12 protein-coding genes are annotated in these 14,879 nt (G+C 60.9%); 7 read left to right on the forward strand and 5 right to left on the reverse strand.

Annotation, left to right across the window (positions count from 1 at the left end; genetic code table 11):
• Positions 1–83 precede the first annotated feature (83 nt).
• Together JN279_RS16420 and JN279_RS16425 are read left to right on the forward strand one after the other, a co-directional pair.
• A complete protein-coding gene (locus tag JN279_RS16420) occupies positions 84–2,069 on the forward strand; it encodes an ATP-binding protein (RefSeq protein WP_202353365.1) in 1,986 nt (661 codons plus the stop codon).
• Entirely contained in the window at positions 2,066–3,361 is a 1,296-nt protein-coding gene (locus JN279_RS16425) for a PP_RS20740 family protein (protein WP_202353366.1), read from the forward strand. The genes JN279_RS16420 and JN279_RS16425 overlap by 4 nt, the downstream gene beginning before the upstream one ends.
• Here the strand turns inward: JN279_RS16425 and JN279_RS16430 are convergent.
• Positions 3,314–4,357: a DNA cytosine methyltransferase gene (locus tag JN279_RS16430; RefSeq protein ID WP_202353367.1), complete on the reverse strand. Its 1,044-nt coding sequence runs from the start codon at positions 4,355–4,357 to the stop codon at positions 3,314–3,316. The genes JN279_RS16425 and JN279_RS16430 overlap by 48 nt on opposite strands.
• 224 nt (positions 4,358–4,581) lie before the next feature.
• Here JN279_RS16430 and JN279_RS16435 point away from each other — a divergent pair, with 224 nt between their 5' ends.
• From JN279_RS16435 to JN279_RS16455, 5 genes are all read left to right on the forward strand, one after another.
• Complete coding sequence (locus JN279_RS16435) at positions 4,582–5,364, forward strand: hypothetical protein (RefSeq protein ID WP_202353368.1); 783 nt, start codon at positions 4,582–4,584, stop codon at positions 5,362–5,364.
• A gap of 292 nt (positions 5,365–5,656) precedes the next feature.
• The gene (gene minC / locus JN279_RS16440; protein ID WP_202353369.1) at positions 5,657–6,484 is read left to right on the forward strand and encodes a septum site-determining protein MinC; all 828 of its coding nucleotides are present in this window, start codon (positions 5,657–5,659) and stop codon (positions 6,482–6,484) included.
• Between the two features lie 73 nt (positions 6,485–6,557).
• The gene (gene minD / locus JN279_RS16445) at positions 6,558–7,373 is read left to right on the forward strand and encodes a septum site-determining protein MinD (RefSeq protein WP_010910549.1); all 816 of its coding nucleotides are present in this window, start codon (positions 6,558–6,560) and stop codon (positions 7,371–7,373) included.
• Complete coding sequence (gene minE, locus JN279_RS16450) at positions 7,370–7,645, forward strand: cell division topological specificity factor MinE (protein ID WP_202353370.1); 276 nt, start codon at positions 7,370–7,372, stop codon at positions 7,643–7,645. Before minD ends, minE begins: the two co-directional genes overlap by 4 nt.
• Before the next feature lie 503 nt (positions 7,646–8,148).
• The gene (locus JN279_RS16455; protein WP_096445643.1) at positions 8,149–9,336 is read left to right on the forward strand and encodes an integrase core domain-containing protein; all 1,188 of its coding nucleotides are present in this window, start codon (positions 8,149–8,151) and stop codon (positions 9,334–9,336) included.
• Between the two features lie 257 nt (positions 9,337–9,593).
• Here JN279_RS16455 and JN279_RS16460 read toward each other — a convergent pair whose 3' ends face one another.
• The 4 genes from JN279_RS16460 to JN279_RS16475 are packed head-to-tail and all read right to left on the reverse strand — an operon-like array spanning position 9,594 to position 14,695.
• A complete protein-coding gene (locus JN279_RS16460; protein ID WP_244734626.1) occupies positions 9,594–11,378 on the reverse strand; it encodes an ABC transporter ATP-binding protein in 1,785 nt (594 codons plus the stop codon).
• Positions 11,378–12,415 (reverse strand): glycosyltransferase family 2 protein, encoded by a 1,038-nt coding sequence (locus JN279_RS16465; protein WP_202353371.1) that lies wholly within the window; start codon positions 12,413–12,415, stop codon positions 11,378–11,380. Before JN279_RS16465 ends, JN279_RS16460 begins: the two co-directional genes overlap by 1 nt.
• Positions 12,416–12,419: 4 nt before the next feature.
• A complete protein-coding gene (locus JN279_RS16470) occupies positions 12,420–13,526 on the reverse strand; it encodes a glycosyltransferase family 2 protein (protein ID WP_202353372.1) in 1,107 nt (368 codons plus the stop codon).
• Positions 13,523–14,695 carry an acyltransferase family protein gene (locus JN279_RS16475; protein WP_202353373.1) on the reverse strand — a complete coding sequence of 391 codons (1,173 nt, stop codon included), beginning with the start codon at positions 14,693–14,695 and terminating at the stop codon, positions 13,523–13,525. Before JN279_RS16475 ends, JN279_RS16470 begins: the two co-directional genes overlap by 4 nt.
• Positions 14,696–14,879: the final 184 nt, after the last annotated feature.

Raw genomic sequence — 14,879 nt, forward strand, 5'->3', positions numbered from 1 at the left:
ATAGAATATTCCGGTATCGCGACGGGATGCTGGTTGCACCCAAGTGCATAGATCAGTAACGTGGTTCGGGGGATGAAAAATTAGTGACTGACGCTATAGTAATCGAAAAGGGCGAAGACTTGTCTAACTGGTTGGCCAATCCGGTCAACGAGGGGCAAATTGTGCAAACTAGGCTGGCGGCGAGCGACAGAGTGATAGCTCGGGTCACGGACGGGATTTATCGTCAGCCGGCATCAGCTCTACGCGAGTTAATATCCAACGCGTGGGACGCAGACGCTTCCACTGTGACAATCCTCACTGATGCGCCACGGTTCTCCAGAATATATGTCCGCGACGACGGCGCCGGCATGTCGCACGAGACACTTACGCGCCTGTTAAAGAACATTGGCGGTAGCGCAAAGAGACGAGAAGAAGGAAAGAGTCTCGGCGTTGTCAGCGCTGAAGATGTCGATTGTACTCCGGGAGGACGCCCACTTATCGGAAAAATTGGGATTGGTCTTTTCTCGATAAGTCAGTTGTCACGACGATTCCAGATTAGTACGAAGGCTAGAGGCGAAAATTATCGTCTGCTCGCCGAAATTAGGCTTCGTGCGTATGCTGAGGACAGAAGCGATGTCGAAGCGGACGAAGGCGAGGACTATATTGCGGGCGACGTCCTAATCCGCCGAGAGCGAACCGACGACTTGGAAGCGCACGGTACAGACATCATCCTTGATGATGTGAAACCACGAGTCCGAGATATCCTACGAAGCGCAGACCGTTGGGATAGCGTCGCCGATCGTGAGGCGGCATTCAAACGTGGTGATCTCGATACTTGGGCGAGTATGCGGGTCGAGCCTCCCACGTACCATTCTGGATATATCGGTAATCTCTCTGAACCAGCTGACGGCCCGGTACTTTTGGCCATCAAGCCGAAACTCCCTTGGACCAGCGAGGATCCGGCCGACATCCGGATGTCAAAGTTGATGGATGCCGTGGAGGGCGAGTTTGATCGGCTCGACCGCCCCGAACTTGCGACGACGTTAGACACCTATCTAGAGATGATCTGGACACTGGGGTTGGCTGCACCTGTAGCCTATGTCGATCGGCATCCATTTGACCTTACGCAAGATGGGCACCTCCAGCTTTATTGGATAACTAGAGAGCGCGGGCGCGGACAAGAAGTTCGATTGAACCCAGGCATTACTGTTCGCGAGGCAGTGAAAGCCCAGATTAAAGGCGCCCCTGCGCTTACCGATGGACTCGATCCGGTAGGCGGCTTTCGCGTTGTAATGGACGGAGTCGAGCTCAAGCGGCCGATACGGTTCAAACACTACGCTACCACCCAAAGGGGGCTCAATACTTCGGTCTTGTTTGTAGGGCGCTTCGAGCCAGACCTAACTAGAGTTGCGCAAAGCCAGCGCGGCGGCGACCTGTCACTGGAAGCATATCTGTTCTGGACCGGTCGCGTTGTTCCCAAAGAGAATAACGGAGTTCTAGTCCGTATCCGAGGCGCAAGCGGGTCGAACTTTGATCCGAATTTCTTCAAATATCAAGTGTCAGAACAGACGCGTCTCAGGCAAATTACGTCGGAACTCTTCGTTCAGCGAGGGCTTGACGCGGCGCTGAATATTGATCGCGAGAGCTTCAACTACTCTCACCCTCACTTGCAATTAGTGACGCTATGGTTGCATGGAGCGATACGCCAGTTAACGAACCGTCTGAAGGATGAGGCGGATAGATTGAGGGCGCTGCGGAAACAAAGCGACGCCCAAGCCGGGCGAGATCATTTAGCTACTACTGCATCTGAGATATGGCGGAAAAGGCGTGGAGATGAACCAGCCCCGGACGTGGTGATAGCAAACACGGCCTCTGAGGCTCAGGAGGCACGCAAAGCAGGTTCGATCGCAATTATGCGATCTGGGGTACCTCAACCTGCCAAGCCCCAAGACAGGGCAATATACGATGGTCAGGCTGCCGCCCTGATTCAGGTTCTTGCCGCATACGATGTGCTGGAAGGGCGAACGTATGAAGAGCAGCAGACGTTAGTCGCGGCCATTCTGGCTATTTTCCGAGGGGGGAAATTTTGATCGGCGAAAAGATGGGCTCGGCCAGCGGTCTGGAGAACGAGGCGGCAATCGAGCCCATTGCCGGGGGCAATGGGGAAGAACAATACATCGATGCGGTTTTCGGGGCAAATCCAGAGCATGAGACTGTACTAGGAGTATCACTTGAACTCCGTAAGAATTTCGCTCCTTGGCATCATCCAATTAAGCAGATTGTGCGACTCTACCAATGGGCTGATCAGGTTAAGCGTTTGGTTGAAAAGCATCGACCAAAGGAGGGTCTAGAAACTCTTCGCTATTTTACGCTGCCCGGATCCGATTTGCTTGATGTGCGTGTGCTTGCAGAAACACTGTCGGCGAGTGGCATTCGTATCGATTACTTTGGCTTCGATATGGGTTATGAAGGAGCAGATTCTGGAGATCCTGCGGCTGACTCTAACGGAGTATACTTGGCAACTGAATCGGCGCTGCGCCAAGCCGGCCGGATCGCGGATGGCGCAGAAGTGCTAGCCGATCGGCTTGAGGATATTGCTATCAAAGGCAGTCAGGCTGCCAATCGCCTGCGGCAGAAAGGTATCTTTGATGTCGTCAACATCGATGCTTGTGATCACTTAGGCTATGTCCCAAAAAACAGAGCGAATTCGATTTTTGACGCATTGGAGGCAATGCTTGCACATCAACTTCCCGCGGTCGATCCATGGTTACTCTTCATAACTACGAGAGCCAGTCCTGATTTGCTCGGCGCTCCAGCGACAAAGCTACAAGGCGCGATTCACAAAAACCTGGATCAGCACTCGTCCGCATTTGGTGATCCGCTAGCAACCTGCCTCGGTGGTGATCCGTTAAATCTGGCAGGTGAGCTTGCCAGTCATTGGTCAACGCAGGGTTTCTCTTTTCTCAAGCTTTTCAGCATAGGGCTCGGAAAATATCTTCTACAGTATTACCATGCACAGCAGAATCTCCCCGCAAAAGTTGAACTTGTCAGCGCATTTACTTATAAGGTCTCCAAAGATGAGCCGGATATGCTATCTTTGGCATTTCGAATAACTCCGGATGGTATCAAAGTTCAGCCGGGGAGCGCCGGAGGAGCGGCAGTTATCCCGCCTCTTGAATTGAAAGACGCCGTTGCCGTAATTGATAAGGCCGCAAAACTTTGGTATCTCGACGACGCTGTTGCGAATGATGAAAGCCTTCGGATGGAGGCAATTCTGAGCACCGAAGCTTTGCTGGCCTCAGCGCACTACGACATTCCGTTTTGGCGCAAGTGGCTAGCCGAACTTCCTGTCCGTCCCATGCAATTGGACACCGCAGCTTGAACTGTCTGCTGATATGAGCTGATCTCTGACAGATTCTGCTACGGCTCTCGCCAAGGGAACTGGCACTGCTTCACTTATCTGGCGTATCTGTGAAGACATCGTGCCGTGTAGGCGGTAATTGTGGGGCATCCCCTGCAACTGCATCGCTTCATACACGCTAAGTCTGCGTTTGCCGTTGGGATGGATATGTACCTCGCGATGGCCGTACGCGACGGCAATGCTAGGCCGCTCCCACGATAGCGTTTTGAAACTTCGACTTTTGACATTGCCTTCGGCAAGCGCGCCTGGTCGGTCGAATTTTGGTGATCTAGGTTGCATGCACCAGTGATTCGGGTGATGCGGAAACTTGCTAGTGTCTGCACCTTTCTGAAAGAACATAGGATCCGGCAATCCGCCAATGGCATCGCGCACCGTACGGACCGGTGTTGCTAGGGGGGCCGGAGGCGACCATTTGAGTCCATCGAAACGGCGTCTGTTGAAACCCACTAGGAATAGGCGTTGTCGCGACTGAGGTGCACCGTAGAATTGTGCATCTAACACGGTCTGAACGACCTCAAAGCCAGCTATATCAAAAGCTTCCTTCGTCTTCCGAAGTGTTTCTCGGTGTCGCGAAAGCGTAAGACCGACAACGTTTTCGAGGACAAAAAAATCGACGGGGCTGCGCTCGTTAAGTTGTTGAGTTAGGCGGGCGAAAACAAGCGGCATAAGGTGACGGGGATCATCATCCTGCTGCCGTACGTTCGCCTGACTGAAGCTCTGACACGGCGGGCCGCCGACAATGCCAGTCGGATTGAAGCGCTGGCCATACCTTTGATCCAGCATACCTGCAGTCGTTGCTGACAAATCCGCGACATGCCCTACGCGCCTTTCGGGCCGATTTTCGTTGTAGGACAATACGCTATCGCTATTTCGGTCAAACGCCAGTCCGACCTCAAACCCCGCGTCTTCGAATCCCAAATCGAGACCGCCGGCGCCGCAAAATAGACTCAGCAGCACCTGCTTGCCTCCTTCACTACATTCATCTGCTAAAATACATGATTCGCTGAGCCATACGTTTACAACCTACATCTGGCTCCTGATAGATTGCAAAAATGTCACAGGGCTAGCCAACGCACGATGCAGGGGACGCAAGGAACGATGAATCGCGACATGGCGTTATTCGTTTAAATCAATACAAGCTGGCTCCCACGCAGTACTCAGAGCGGCGGATGAGGCGTGCAATGGATAGTGCAGATATAACGGCCAAAAGGAAGGCGGTACTTCGCTCCCATTTCAAGCCCATATGGCTAAGGATAAGCTATTGGTTGGGATCGCTGTTTTATGGTGCGGCCGTAGTTCTTATCGCTATGGCGGGATGGGCCACCTATTTCAGTGTAGCTCATTCTGGTTGGGGATCTGAAGCTGCTGCATGGGTGCAAGCTGCGGGTTCCATCGCCGCGATCGTAGGTGCAACTTGGCTTGCTCAAAGCGAGGGCAGGAGAGCGCGGAGGAATCGGCGCGAGCAGAACGAAGAGGCGGCCTGGTATGTCCGCTTCGCCATTGTCCAGGCACAATTCGACAGCCACACTATCGCTGCTGATTTAGTCAATCGCACAACTCCCGTGGAAGGCAGCGATATTCGCGATTGGCGCCAGCGGGCGACTGTCAGCGCTTTGGGATTGGGTGCATTCGTTGACAGGACGGACCACATACATCCATCAGTTACTCACGTGATCTCCAACGCTAAGGTACTAGTAGACGATCTGGTCGACGATTTGCGGCGGTTAGGTGCATTGGTCGAAGATGGCAGAAAGCCGGACGACGAGCTCATAGGCCAAATTGTTGCGCCGCATCGAGCTCTGCTTGAGATCATCGATCTATATGATGCCAGGATGCGCGGTGTCCGAGAGGTGCTTGATGAAGGAGGAGATGCACTACCGATCCAGAAGTGGTCACCTTGGGACAAGGACAGCAAAGAAGTACACCCAAAAAGCGCTCGATCCGGAAAAGCCGACACCGCCTAGCACGCTGAAACAGTCACTATCCCTTCGTAGGAACGATCCAATTGAACGCTCTCAAGCTGCCCGGCCAACCCCAATTTGCATAGGATCGCGACTCTGAGCTGACGTTCTGCTCAGTGGGAGCACTCTCGACTTGAGCCGGCACAGTGCTTGGCTGGTAGGAGCCCCTGATGGCGGCTGCGAACCCGCGGATCTGTCAGGACGCTCAATACCGGACCTGCTTCCCCCACCCTTATTAACCATTCGTTAACCATTCCCTCGCTAGCGTTTACCTCTCAGTAAGGATTCGCCAGCCGTGACCTTTGCCGCTCCCCTCGAGGCCAAATCCATTCGCTTTCGTGCCCGCTCTTTTGTCGCTTTCACCTTGACCCCGGAAGCGCCCATGGCGGAGTGGCTGCAGGGGCTGGATCACTGGATCGGCAATTCGCCGGGCTATTTTGCCGGGCGGCCGGTGCTGCTGGATTTGAATGTGCTGAAGCCCGCTCCAAGCGAGATCGCGGCTCTTGTGGCGGAGCTGGGGACGCGCGGCATCCGCATCTATGCCATTGAGCTTGAAGGGGCTTCGCTCGGGCCTGAACTGCCACCCTTGCTGGTCGGCGCCAAGGAGGCGACGACGGATGGGCTGTTGCCTGGCCGCAAGGGTGGGCAAGAGGCTTCCGGCAGGGAAGGCAAGGCCGAGGGCAGGGCGCCGGACCACCGTATGGACGCGCATGCCGATGCCGGCAGCGTTGCGAAGGGCAAGGCTGGCGCAAGCAAGACTGAGGAAAGCGAGCCGCAGGTTTCGCACTACGATTCGGGCACGCTGATGATCAAGACGCCGATCCGTTCCGGCCAGGCGATCATGCATGCGCATGGCGATGTCATCGTGCTGGGCTCGGTCGCGTCCGGTTCGGAGATCGTCGCCGCCGGTTCGATCCATGTCTACGGCACGCTGCGCGGGCGCGCTTCGGCGGGTGCGCTGGGCAACACCGGCGCGCGCATCTTCTGCCGCCGCAACGAGGCCGAGCTTCTGTCGGTCGACGGCTGGTACATCACCGCCGAGGAGATGGAAGGGGTGTCGCGCGGCAAACCGGTGCAGGCCTTCCTCGACGGCGAGGGCCTGCGCGTCGAGACACTGAGCTGAAGCGACTGACTGAATTGAAGGCCGTCAGGGCGGCCGGGACAACAAACGAACAACAACGACGGAGGCTTTTTTCATGGGCAAGGTAGTGGTGGTCACTTCGGGCAAGGGGGGCGTCGGCAAGACCACCTCGACGGCTGCGCTCGGTGCGGCCGTGGCCAAGACCGGCAAGAAGGTGGCGCTCGTCGATTTCGACGTCGGCCTGCGCAATCTCGACCTGATCATGGGCGCCGAGCGGCGCGTGGTGTTCGACCTCGTCAACGTCATCCAGGGCACGGCGAAACTGTCGCAGGCGTTGATCCGCGACAAGCGGGTCGACACGCTGTTCCTGCTGCCGGCCTCGCAGACGCGCGACAAAGATGCGCTGACCGAGGAGGGCGTCGGCGAAGTCATCGACAAGCTGCGCTCGGTGTTCGACTATGTCTTCTGCGACAGCCCGGCCGGCATCGAGCGCGGCGCGCAACTCGCCATGCGCTTTGCCGACGAGGCGGTCATCGTCACCAACCCGGAAGTGTCGTCGGTGCGCGATTCCGACCGCATCATCGGCCTGCTCGACGCCCGCACCATGCGCGCCGAACAGGGCGAGCAGATCGCCAAGCACGTGCTGGTCACCCGCTATGACGCAGGGCGCGCCGCGCGGGGTGAAATGCTCAGCATCGACGATGTGCTGGAAATCCTGTCGGTGCCGCTGCTCGGCATCATCCCGGAAAGCCAGGATGTGCTCAGGGCCTCCAATCTCGGTGCGCCGGTGACGCTGTCGGAGCCGCTCAACACCGCCGCCAAGGCCTATATCGACGCCGCAAGGCGGCTGGAGGGCGAGGACCTGCCGGTCGTCGTTCCCTTCGAGCGCAAGGGCTTCCTCGACCGGCTGTTGGGAAGGAGGGCGGCATGAAAGTGTTGTTCGACCTCTTCAAGCGGCGCTCCAGCGCGCCGGTGGCGCGCGAGCGGCTGCAAGTGCTGCTCGCCTATGAGCGCCGCAACCGCAGCCAGCCCGACCTCGTCTCCATCCTGCGCGAGGAGATCATGGCCGTCATCGCCAAGCATGTGCAGATCGACCAGGATTATTTGCAGGTCTCGATGGACAGGGGCGAGACCATGTCGACGCTGGAGATCGACATCCAGATACCCAACAAGAGCCCGGCACCGATGGCGATTGCCGGCTAGCGCCGACGCCATTTCCTCGCCCCCGCAAAGCGGGGGAGAGGTGGCCGCGAAGCGGTCGGAGAGGGGGCAGCGCGGCGCTCGTCGGTTCCCTCTGAACTTCATTGAGGCCGAGCCATTCCCCGCTCCGTCTCGGGCTTCGCCCGAGCCACCTCTCCCCCACATTCGTGGGGGCGAGGAAACCAAGTTTTGCTAAGCCAGCGCCAGCACCCCCACCCGGACCTGCGGTCCGACCTCCCCACAAGGGGGAGGTGGGGAGTCCAGCTTTTCCACGCCTCGATAAGAACGCTGTTCCGCTGGCGGGCAGGGCGCCTCTTCACCTCCCCCTTGTGGGGAGGGTCGATCCGCAAAGCGGATCGGGGTGGGGGTCTGCGCGACGCCCCAAGGCTTGGGTTCCTCGCCCGCAAAGCGGGGAGAGGGGGCAAGGGTGTCCGAACCGGATAGATAGGTAACAGAATGGACCGATAGCATGGGTGACAGTTTTCTTGTCCGCCGGAGGACCGGCGATGGTTTGGCGAGAGACTGGCATCATGGACGAGCGGCTACGGTTTGTTGTGGATTGCCTTGCGGGTGAGGAGACGATGAGTGCGCTTTGTGCGGGTTACGGCATCTCGCGCAAGAGCGGCTACAAATGGCTTGGGCGTTATCGGGAGTTTGGCCCGGAAGGTTTGCACGATCGGCCGCGAGCGCCGCTCAATCACGGCCGGGCGACGCCTTGGGATGTGGTGGAGCGGATCGTGGCTATGAAGGAGGTCCACCCGTTGTGGGGACCCAAGAAGATCATGGCCAGGCTCAAGCGTGCGGAGCCCTGCTGCGGCTGGCCTGCGGTCTCGACGGCCGGTGAGATTCTGAAGCGGCATGGACTTGTGGGGCGTAAGCGCAGGCGCTGGAAGGCGGCAGGCAATGGTCCATGGCCGAAAGCTTCAGAGCCGAACGCGGTGTGGACCGGGGACCACAAGGGCTGGTTCCGGACCCGTGACGGGTGGCGTTGTGAGCCGTTGACGGTGATGGATGCATCGAGCCGCTACCTTCTGGCGCTGGAAGCGACGGGTTCGACGGCGGACGCCGAGGCCTGGCCGGTGTTCGAGCGGCTGTTTGAAGAGCATGGGCTGCCGGATCGCTTCAGAAGCGACAATGGCCCACCCTTCGCATCGCCCGGCGTCACGGGTCTGACGCCGCTTGCGGCGCGCTTCATCAAGCTTGGCATCACGCTGGAGCGGATTGCGCCCGGCAAGCCGCAGCAGAACGGACGCCATGAGCGCTTTCATCTGACCATGCTGCCGATGGCTAAGGAACCCGCGGTCGACAGAACAGCCCAGGGCCAAGCCTTCGAGGCCTTCCGGCGCAGCTACAATGAGGAACGCCCGCATGAGGCACTGGCCATGGACACCCCAGCCCAGCATTACCGCCCCTCACGGCGCGCCATGCCAAGAACGCCGCCCGAGCCCGATTATCCGGACGAGGCGGCGGTGCGCCGTGTGCGCCACAATGGCGAGATCAAGTGGAATGGCGGCTTCGTCTATGTCTCGCAAACACTGGCCGGCGAAGCGGTCGCCGCCGCAGAGACCGAAGACGGCGAATGGATGCTCAGCTTCCATGCTCATCCGCTCGGCATCATCGACACCAGGCGCATGAAGCTTGTCCGTCGCAGCGCCGCGCCAACCAAACCGCTTGGCGCTGCGACGGACGCATAGGGGGAGAACTGTTACCCATGTATCCGGTTTAAAGTGTTACCCATCTATCGGCTGGACAAGGGGAGGCCGGCGCCGCATCTGGAGAGTAAGCGATGGGCACCGGCCCGGGCGGATCGACAGGTCCGCCGCGATGGAACGCTAGCTGAGTCCGGGCACCGCACGGCATTGGTGCGATCGCGCAGGGTGCCGTCGGCAAATCATCATCGATTGATTCGGACCACCGGCGCGGGCACCGGGAAGCGCTGCCCGAACCCATGTCAGTCGAGCGGTTCATGCTGGTAAAGCTCGTCCATGGAGAGCGATGCCAGGGCGCCGAAAGGGGCCTGTTTCTTCACCCGGCCGCCGCTCAGGATCACCACGTCGTCGCAGAACGATATGGTGCTGTGATGGTGGCTGATGACGATGGTCGTGCGCCGTCCCGCCCTCGACTTCAAGGTCTCGACGATGGCCGCTTCCGACAGTCCGTCGACCGCATTGGTGGCTTCGTCGAGGATGAGCAGATCGGGATCGCGCACCAGCGCCCTGGCCAGCGCGATCCGCTGCCTCTGTCCCGCCGACAGATTGACACCCCTGTAGCCGACCAGCGTCTCGTAGCCCTGCGGCAGCCGTTCGATGAATTCATGCGCCTCGGCCAGTCTTGCCGCGCGCTCGGCGTCGCCGATCGTGGCCGCATCCTGGCCATAGACTATGTTCTCGAAAATGGTGCCGTCGACCAGTTCCAGCTCCTGGCTGGCCAGCGCGATGTGGCGCCGCCACTGGCTGGCGTCGATCCCATCGAGCGGCGACCCATCGACGAGAATCCTGCCCGTGTCCGGCTCCACGAAGCGGCACAGAAGGTTGACGATCGTCGTCTTGCCGGCGCCCGAGCGGCCGATCAGCGCCGTCGAGCGGCCACTGTTGATTGCGAACGTTGCCGCATGCAGCACCACTTCACGCCGGTCGGTGCCGGAATAGGTGAAGGTCACGTCATCGAACTTGATGCCCTGGCGCAGACCGTGGAACGGCCCGTCGCCTTGCGGCGGCCTGGGCTTGCCCGCGGGGTCGAGCATCCATGTCACCTCTTCCAGCGATCCGCTGAGCCCCTGCAGCTGGCTCCACGACCCTTGCAGGGCCCGCATATGCGGCTGCAGCCTGTAGAGCAGGATGACGAAGGCGATGATCAGCGGGAAACTCACCTGCGCCAGCCAGGCGCCGATCACCACCGCCAGGAACAGCATGGCGTGGAGAACCTCCGTCAGCGGCGGCAACGCGCCCTGGCGGACCTGCAGGACGAAGGAGGCGCGGCGCACCGCGTCGGAGGCGGTGTCGAATATCGCCTTCTCCCGGCTCTCCTGGCCGAAGATGCGGATCAGGCGTCCGGCATGCACGAGGTGGAGCATCTGCGAGGCGAGGTGGCTGTTGCGCGAAGCGACGCTGCGGCTGGGGCCTTTCAGATTGGCCGAGAGGATGGCGTGCGCGATCTGGACGAGCGCCAGTCCGAGCGTGACCAGCAGCGTCATGCGCCATGACAGCAGCAGCAGAAAGGCCAGGAGGATGATGGCGGCCGATGCGCTGACGATCGCCGACAGCATGATCTGGATGGCATCGGACGCGCGCCAGGATTCGTTGGAGATGATGTTGAGCAGCCGTCCGGGGCTCTGCCGCAGGAAGAAGGGGTAGCCGACCCGCAGCAGCTGCTCCGACAGTGCGCTGCGGATCGAATGACTGGCCTTGCCGGAGATGAAGGTCGTCAGCAGCGTGTTGGCGAAGGCGAAAACGTTCTTCAGGATGATCGAGCCGAGTATGGCGACCGAGATGACGACAAGCCGGTCGCGCTCGCTGAAGCCCGATCCGACCTGCTGGAGAACAGCGGAGAAGCCCGCCATTCCCGTCGCATCGCCGTGCCCCATGATGATGCCCAGCAGGGGGATGATCAGGCCGATGCCGAACCCCTCTAGGGCGGCGCTGACCAGGCCGAGGCCCACCACGGCCGGAACCAGGCGCAGTTGCCGCTTTCCGAAAGCGCGAAACAGCATCGGCAGGCCAGGCGGGAGCAATGGCATCAGAGCGGTGCCTCGGCATTGGCTTGCTGATCCTGCCGCACCGGCTCGGCCTGCGGCCGTCTCGCCAGCAGGAGCAGTGCGTATCTGGCCGCGCCGAGAACATTCATGCCGACGATCGGCCAGTGCGACAGGTCGAGTTCGCGATCGAAGGCGGGCCCGCCCGCCAATTCCCGGAAAGCCCCTCTCACGGCCCAGTAGAAATGCCGAAGCAGCCAGGGCGCGTGGCGAATGTGTTTCAGGCAGAGCCCGCCATTGCCCAGGCTGTAGTCGCGGTGGAGCTTTTCGATGGCTTTGCGATCGCGCCGGCCATGATGATGGAATATCGTCATGTCGGGCACATATTCGACCGCGATGCCGAGCCGCACCGCCCGAACGAGGTAGTCGGTGTCCTCCGCCGACCGCAACGGCCCGCCCGCGCCGAAGCGTTCGTCGAAATAGCCGATACGGGCCGCGACGTCGCGGTGCATCGTCATGTTGCAGCCCAACACGAAGCCGCCGGGATGAATATCCGGCGTCAGCCGCTCGCGCACCCGCGATCGCTTGATCGTGAAAGGCAGGTCCCTGGGATCGCCAAGCTCGACGCGGCCGCCCCGGATGAGCCACTGTTCCCCGGATGCATAGTGCCGCTCCAGGTCGCGTAGATAGTCGAGATGCACCGCGCAATCGTCATCGACGAACACCAGCACGCGCCCCCGCGCGCGCCGCAATCCGGCGTTGCGGGCAGCCGCCAGTCCGCGGCGTGGCTCGCAGACGGGCGTGAATGGAATGTCCGACATGGCGGCGATGCTGGCCAGGCGTTCCGCCGTGCGGTCGCTCGAGCCATTGTCGACGACCACGAGCTCGGCCGCGAAGCCGGCATGGGCACGGCACGCGGCCTGTACCGACTTGATGCAGGCCTCGAGCACGGCGACGCGGTTGCGCGTGCAGATGATGAAGCTGACTTCCGGGCCTGATCGCTCCGCTCGCGGACCGGCCGGGGCGCCGCCAAGCGCCGTCGAACGGTCGCGTTGCAGAGGTTGGTGGGCTTTGACGGTCATGCCTCTAGCCCACCTGATGAGATGCCAGAACCGCCGCGGCGGGCGCGGATTTGAAGAAGTATTCCACGGCGTCCGCCTGCTTGCCGGCCGACAGCGAGGCGCGGCTGAGCCAGGGCGCCCAGGCGCCCGGCCGCAACGCATATTTCTCGCGCCGCCGGATGGCGTTCCATTTCGCGGTCCGCGTCAGCAGTTCATGCGTCAATGGGGGCTGCTTTTCGTCGGCGACGAGCTGGTAAAGGAAATAGAACAGGTTGAGCGCGCCGGCCTCGAAGCTCGGCCGCGTCTTGTCCGGCAGCGAGCGGATCCGCTCCTCCAGCGCGAGAATGAAGTCGGCCGCGCGGGTAACCGTGTCGAAGCTGACCGCTTCGCCGATGTCGCGCAGGTCCCGCGAGGCTTCCGCGAGGCCCTCGCGCTCGAGGTTCTCGGCCACGATGCGCAAATGCGTCCTGCGCATCTCCTTGCTGTGCCGGTGGGTCACGCTCCCCTGATGAGTACGGTAGACGAGCAGGTTTTCGGGCATCATTGCCGCCGGGTAACGAGCGGCCAGCCGCCGGAAGAGATCGAAATCCTCGGCGTGCCGGTAGGTCGGGTCGTAGTGGAGAGCGGCGTCTTCGATGACCTTCCTGTTGTAGACGACCGTCGGGTGCATGAAGATGGTGAAGAACATCGCCAATATGGGCATGCGGCCGAACTGGAACACCGGATCGGGCTTGCCCCTGGCGATACGACCGCGGATCAACATGTCGACGCCGGCGCCGCAAAAGCCGAGCTCGGGCCGTTGCTCGAACAGCGCCACCTGGCGCGACAGGCGCCAGGGATAGGCGATGTCGTCGGCGTCCATGCGCGCAACCAGCTCGCCCCGGGCGACCGCCAGCCCTTCGTTGAGCGTCGCGACGAGGCCGCGATTTTCGCGCGAGATGATCGAGACGCGACTGTCGGCCTGCCGGTATCGCTCCAGGATTTCGAGCGAATTGTCGCTCGACCCGTCATCGATCGCGATGACCTCCAGGCGGCGGTAATCCTGGCGCAGGATGCTTCCAAGTGCCGCTGCGAGATAGGGTCCGGCATTGTAGACCGGCAGCAGGACGGAGACGAGCGGCGCGGCGGTCATCGTCTTGCATCCGTTCGCGGGAGGTCGAGGGAAGGCGTGCGGCCATCGGGCGATCCGCCGGGATAAGCTTCCACCGGCCGCGCAAACCAGCCGGCATGACCGGCCTGGGCTCGCCGGACATACGGGAAGTGGCGCTTGAGGCTGTTGAGCGGCCTTTCGAAAACCATCCAGGAAACCGAGGCCACGACAATCGTGGCGGTGCTTGCAACCAGGAACCGTCCTGGTCCTTGCTGCGAAACATTGAGCGGAATCCAAGCCTGCGACTTGACGGCGAGCGACAGCAATATCGGATGATAGAGATAAACGCCGTAGCTGATACGGCCGAGGGCCAGCAGCGGCGGCAGCTCCGCGAGCCTGCCAAGGGTGCCGCCAAGGCCGCGCGAACAGGCGGCGACGATGACCATCAGCGGCACCAGGGGCAGGACTTGCCGCACCAGCCAATGGGCCCATTCCAGCATCGGATCGGCAGGCGCCGGGACAAACCATTCGATGACAAGGAATGCGGCCGCGAAGGCAGGCCAGCCTAGCCGCATCCATTGCGGCAGGGCCGCACCTCTGGAGCGCCAGCAGGCAAGCAGCGCGCCCGTCGCCAGCGCATCCATGGATGCCGGTGGCAGCAGGTCGCGCGCCAGCGCCGTGTTGGCGGTGAGGGGCCAGTAAAAGCGATAGGCCAGCGACAGGGCGATGACGCCGATGCAGATCTGTTCGAAGCGCCGGCGTGGGGCCAAAAGGACGACCAGTGGCCAGGCGAGATAGAACTGCTCCTCGATGCTCAGGCTCCAGAAATGGCACAGCACCCAGGGGTTCCAGTTGTTGTGAAGCGCATACCAGAAATTCGACAGGTAAAGCGCATGCCAGACCAGCGATCCCCTGGACTGCTCCAGATCAAACAGCCAGACGAAACCCAGCACGGCAAAATAGGGAGGGAATATCCGCAGCGCCCGTCTGACGTAGAAGGATCGCAGCGCCGGGCCGGTTTCAAACGCGGCGGCCGCGCGCGCTTCCAGCAGCAGGCGGGTGATCAGGAAGCCGCTCAGCACGAAGAACAGCCGCACACCGATATGGCCCCAGAAGGAAGATCCTCCCGCCGCGAAGAAATGGGAGTACAACACCATCGTCACGGCGATGGCCCTCAGTGCATCCAGTTGGATGTCGCGGGCGTTTGCCATCAGCTTGCGCCCCTATGATGTCCGTGCCGCCTGGCTCGCGACCCGGCACTGTCAAACCCGAGCCTTGCGAGTCCATCCGAGCCAGGAACGAACTCGACGGATGGACAGCTCAAGTTCGTCAAGCTGGCGGAATCCTCCACGGCGTATATCCAGTCGTAAACGAGTCCCCCAGGTGATGGTTCGG

The organism is Mesorhizobium sp. 113-1-2, from assembly GCF_016756475.1.
Lineage (GTDB): Bacteria > Pseudomonadota > Alphaproteobacteria > Rhizobiales > Rhizobiaceae > Mesorhizobium > Mesorhizobium loti_C.

Coding starts and splice junctions, on each gene's coding strand:
- minD (WP_010910549.1), top strand. CDS start 6,558: ATGGGCAAGGTAGTGGTGGTCACTTCGGGCAAGGGGGGCGTCGGCAAG.
- JN279_RS16435 (WP_202353368.1), top strand. CDS start 4,582: ATGGATAGTGCAGATATAACGGCCAAAAGGAAGGCGGTACTTCGCTCC.
- JN279_RS16460 (WP_244734626.1), bottom strand. CDS start 11,378: ATGCCATTGCTCCCGCCTGGCCTGCCGATGCTGTTTCGCGCTTTCGGA.
- JN279_RS16470 (WP_202353372.1), bottom strand. CDS start 13,526: ATGACCGCCGCGCCGCTCGTCTCCGTCCTGCTGCCGGTCTACAATGCC.
- minE (WP_202353370.1), top strand. CDS start 7,370: ATGAAAGTGTTGTTCGACCTCTTCAAGCGGCGCTCCAGCGCGCCGGTG.
- JN279_RS16475 (WP_202353373.1), bottom strand. CDS start 14,695: ATGGCAAACGCCCGCGACATCCAACTGGATGCACTGAGGGCCATCGCC.
- JN279_RS16465 (WP_202353371.1), bottom strand. CDS start 12,415: ATGACCGTCAAAGCCCACCAACCTCTGCAACGCGACCGTTCGACGGCG.
- JN279_RS16455 (WP_096445643.1), top strand. CDS start 8,149: ATGGTTTGGCGAGAGACTGGCATCATGGACGAGCGGCTACGGTTTGTT.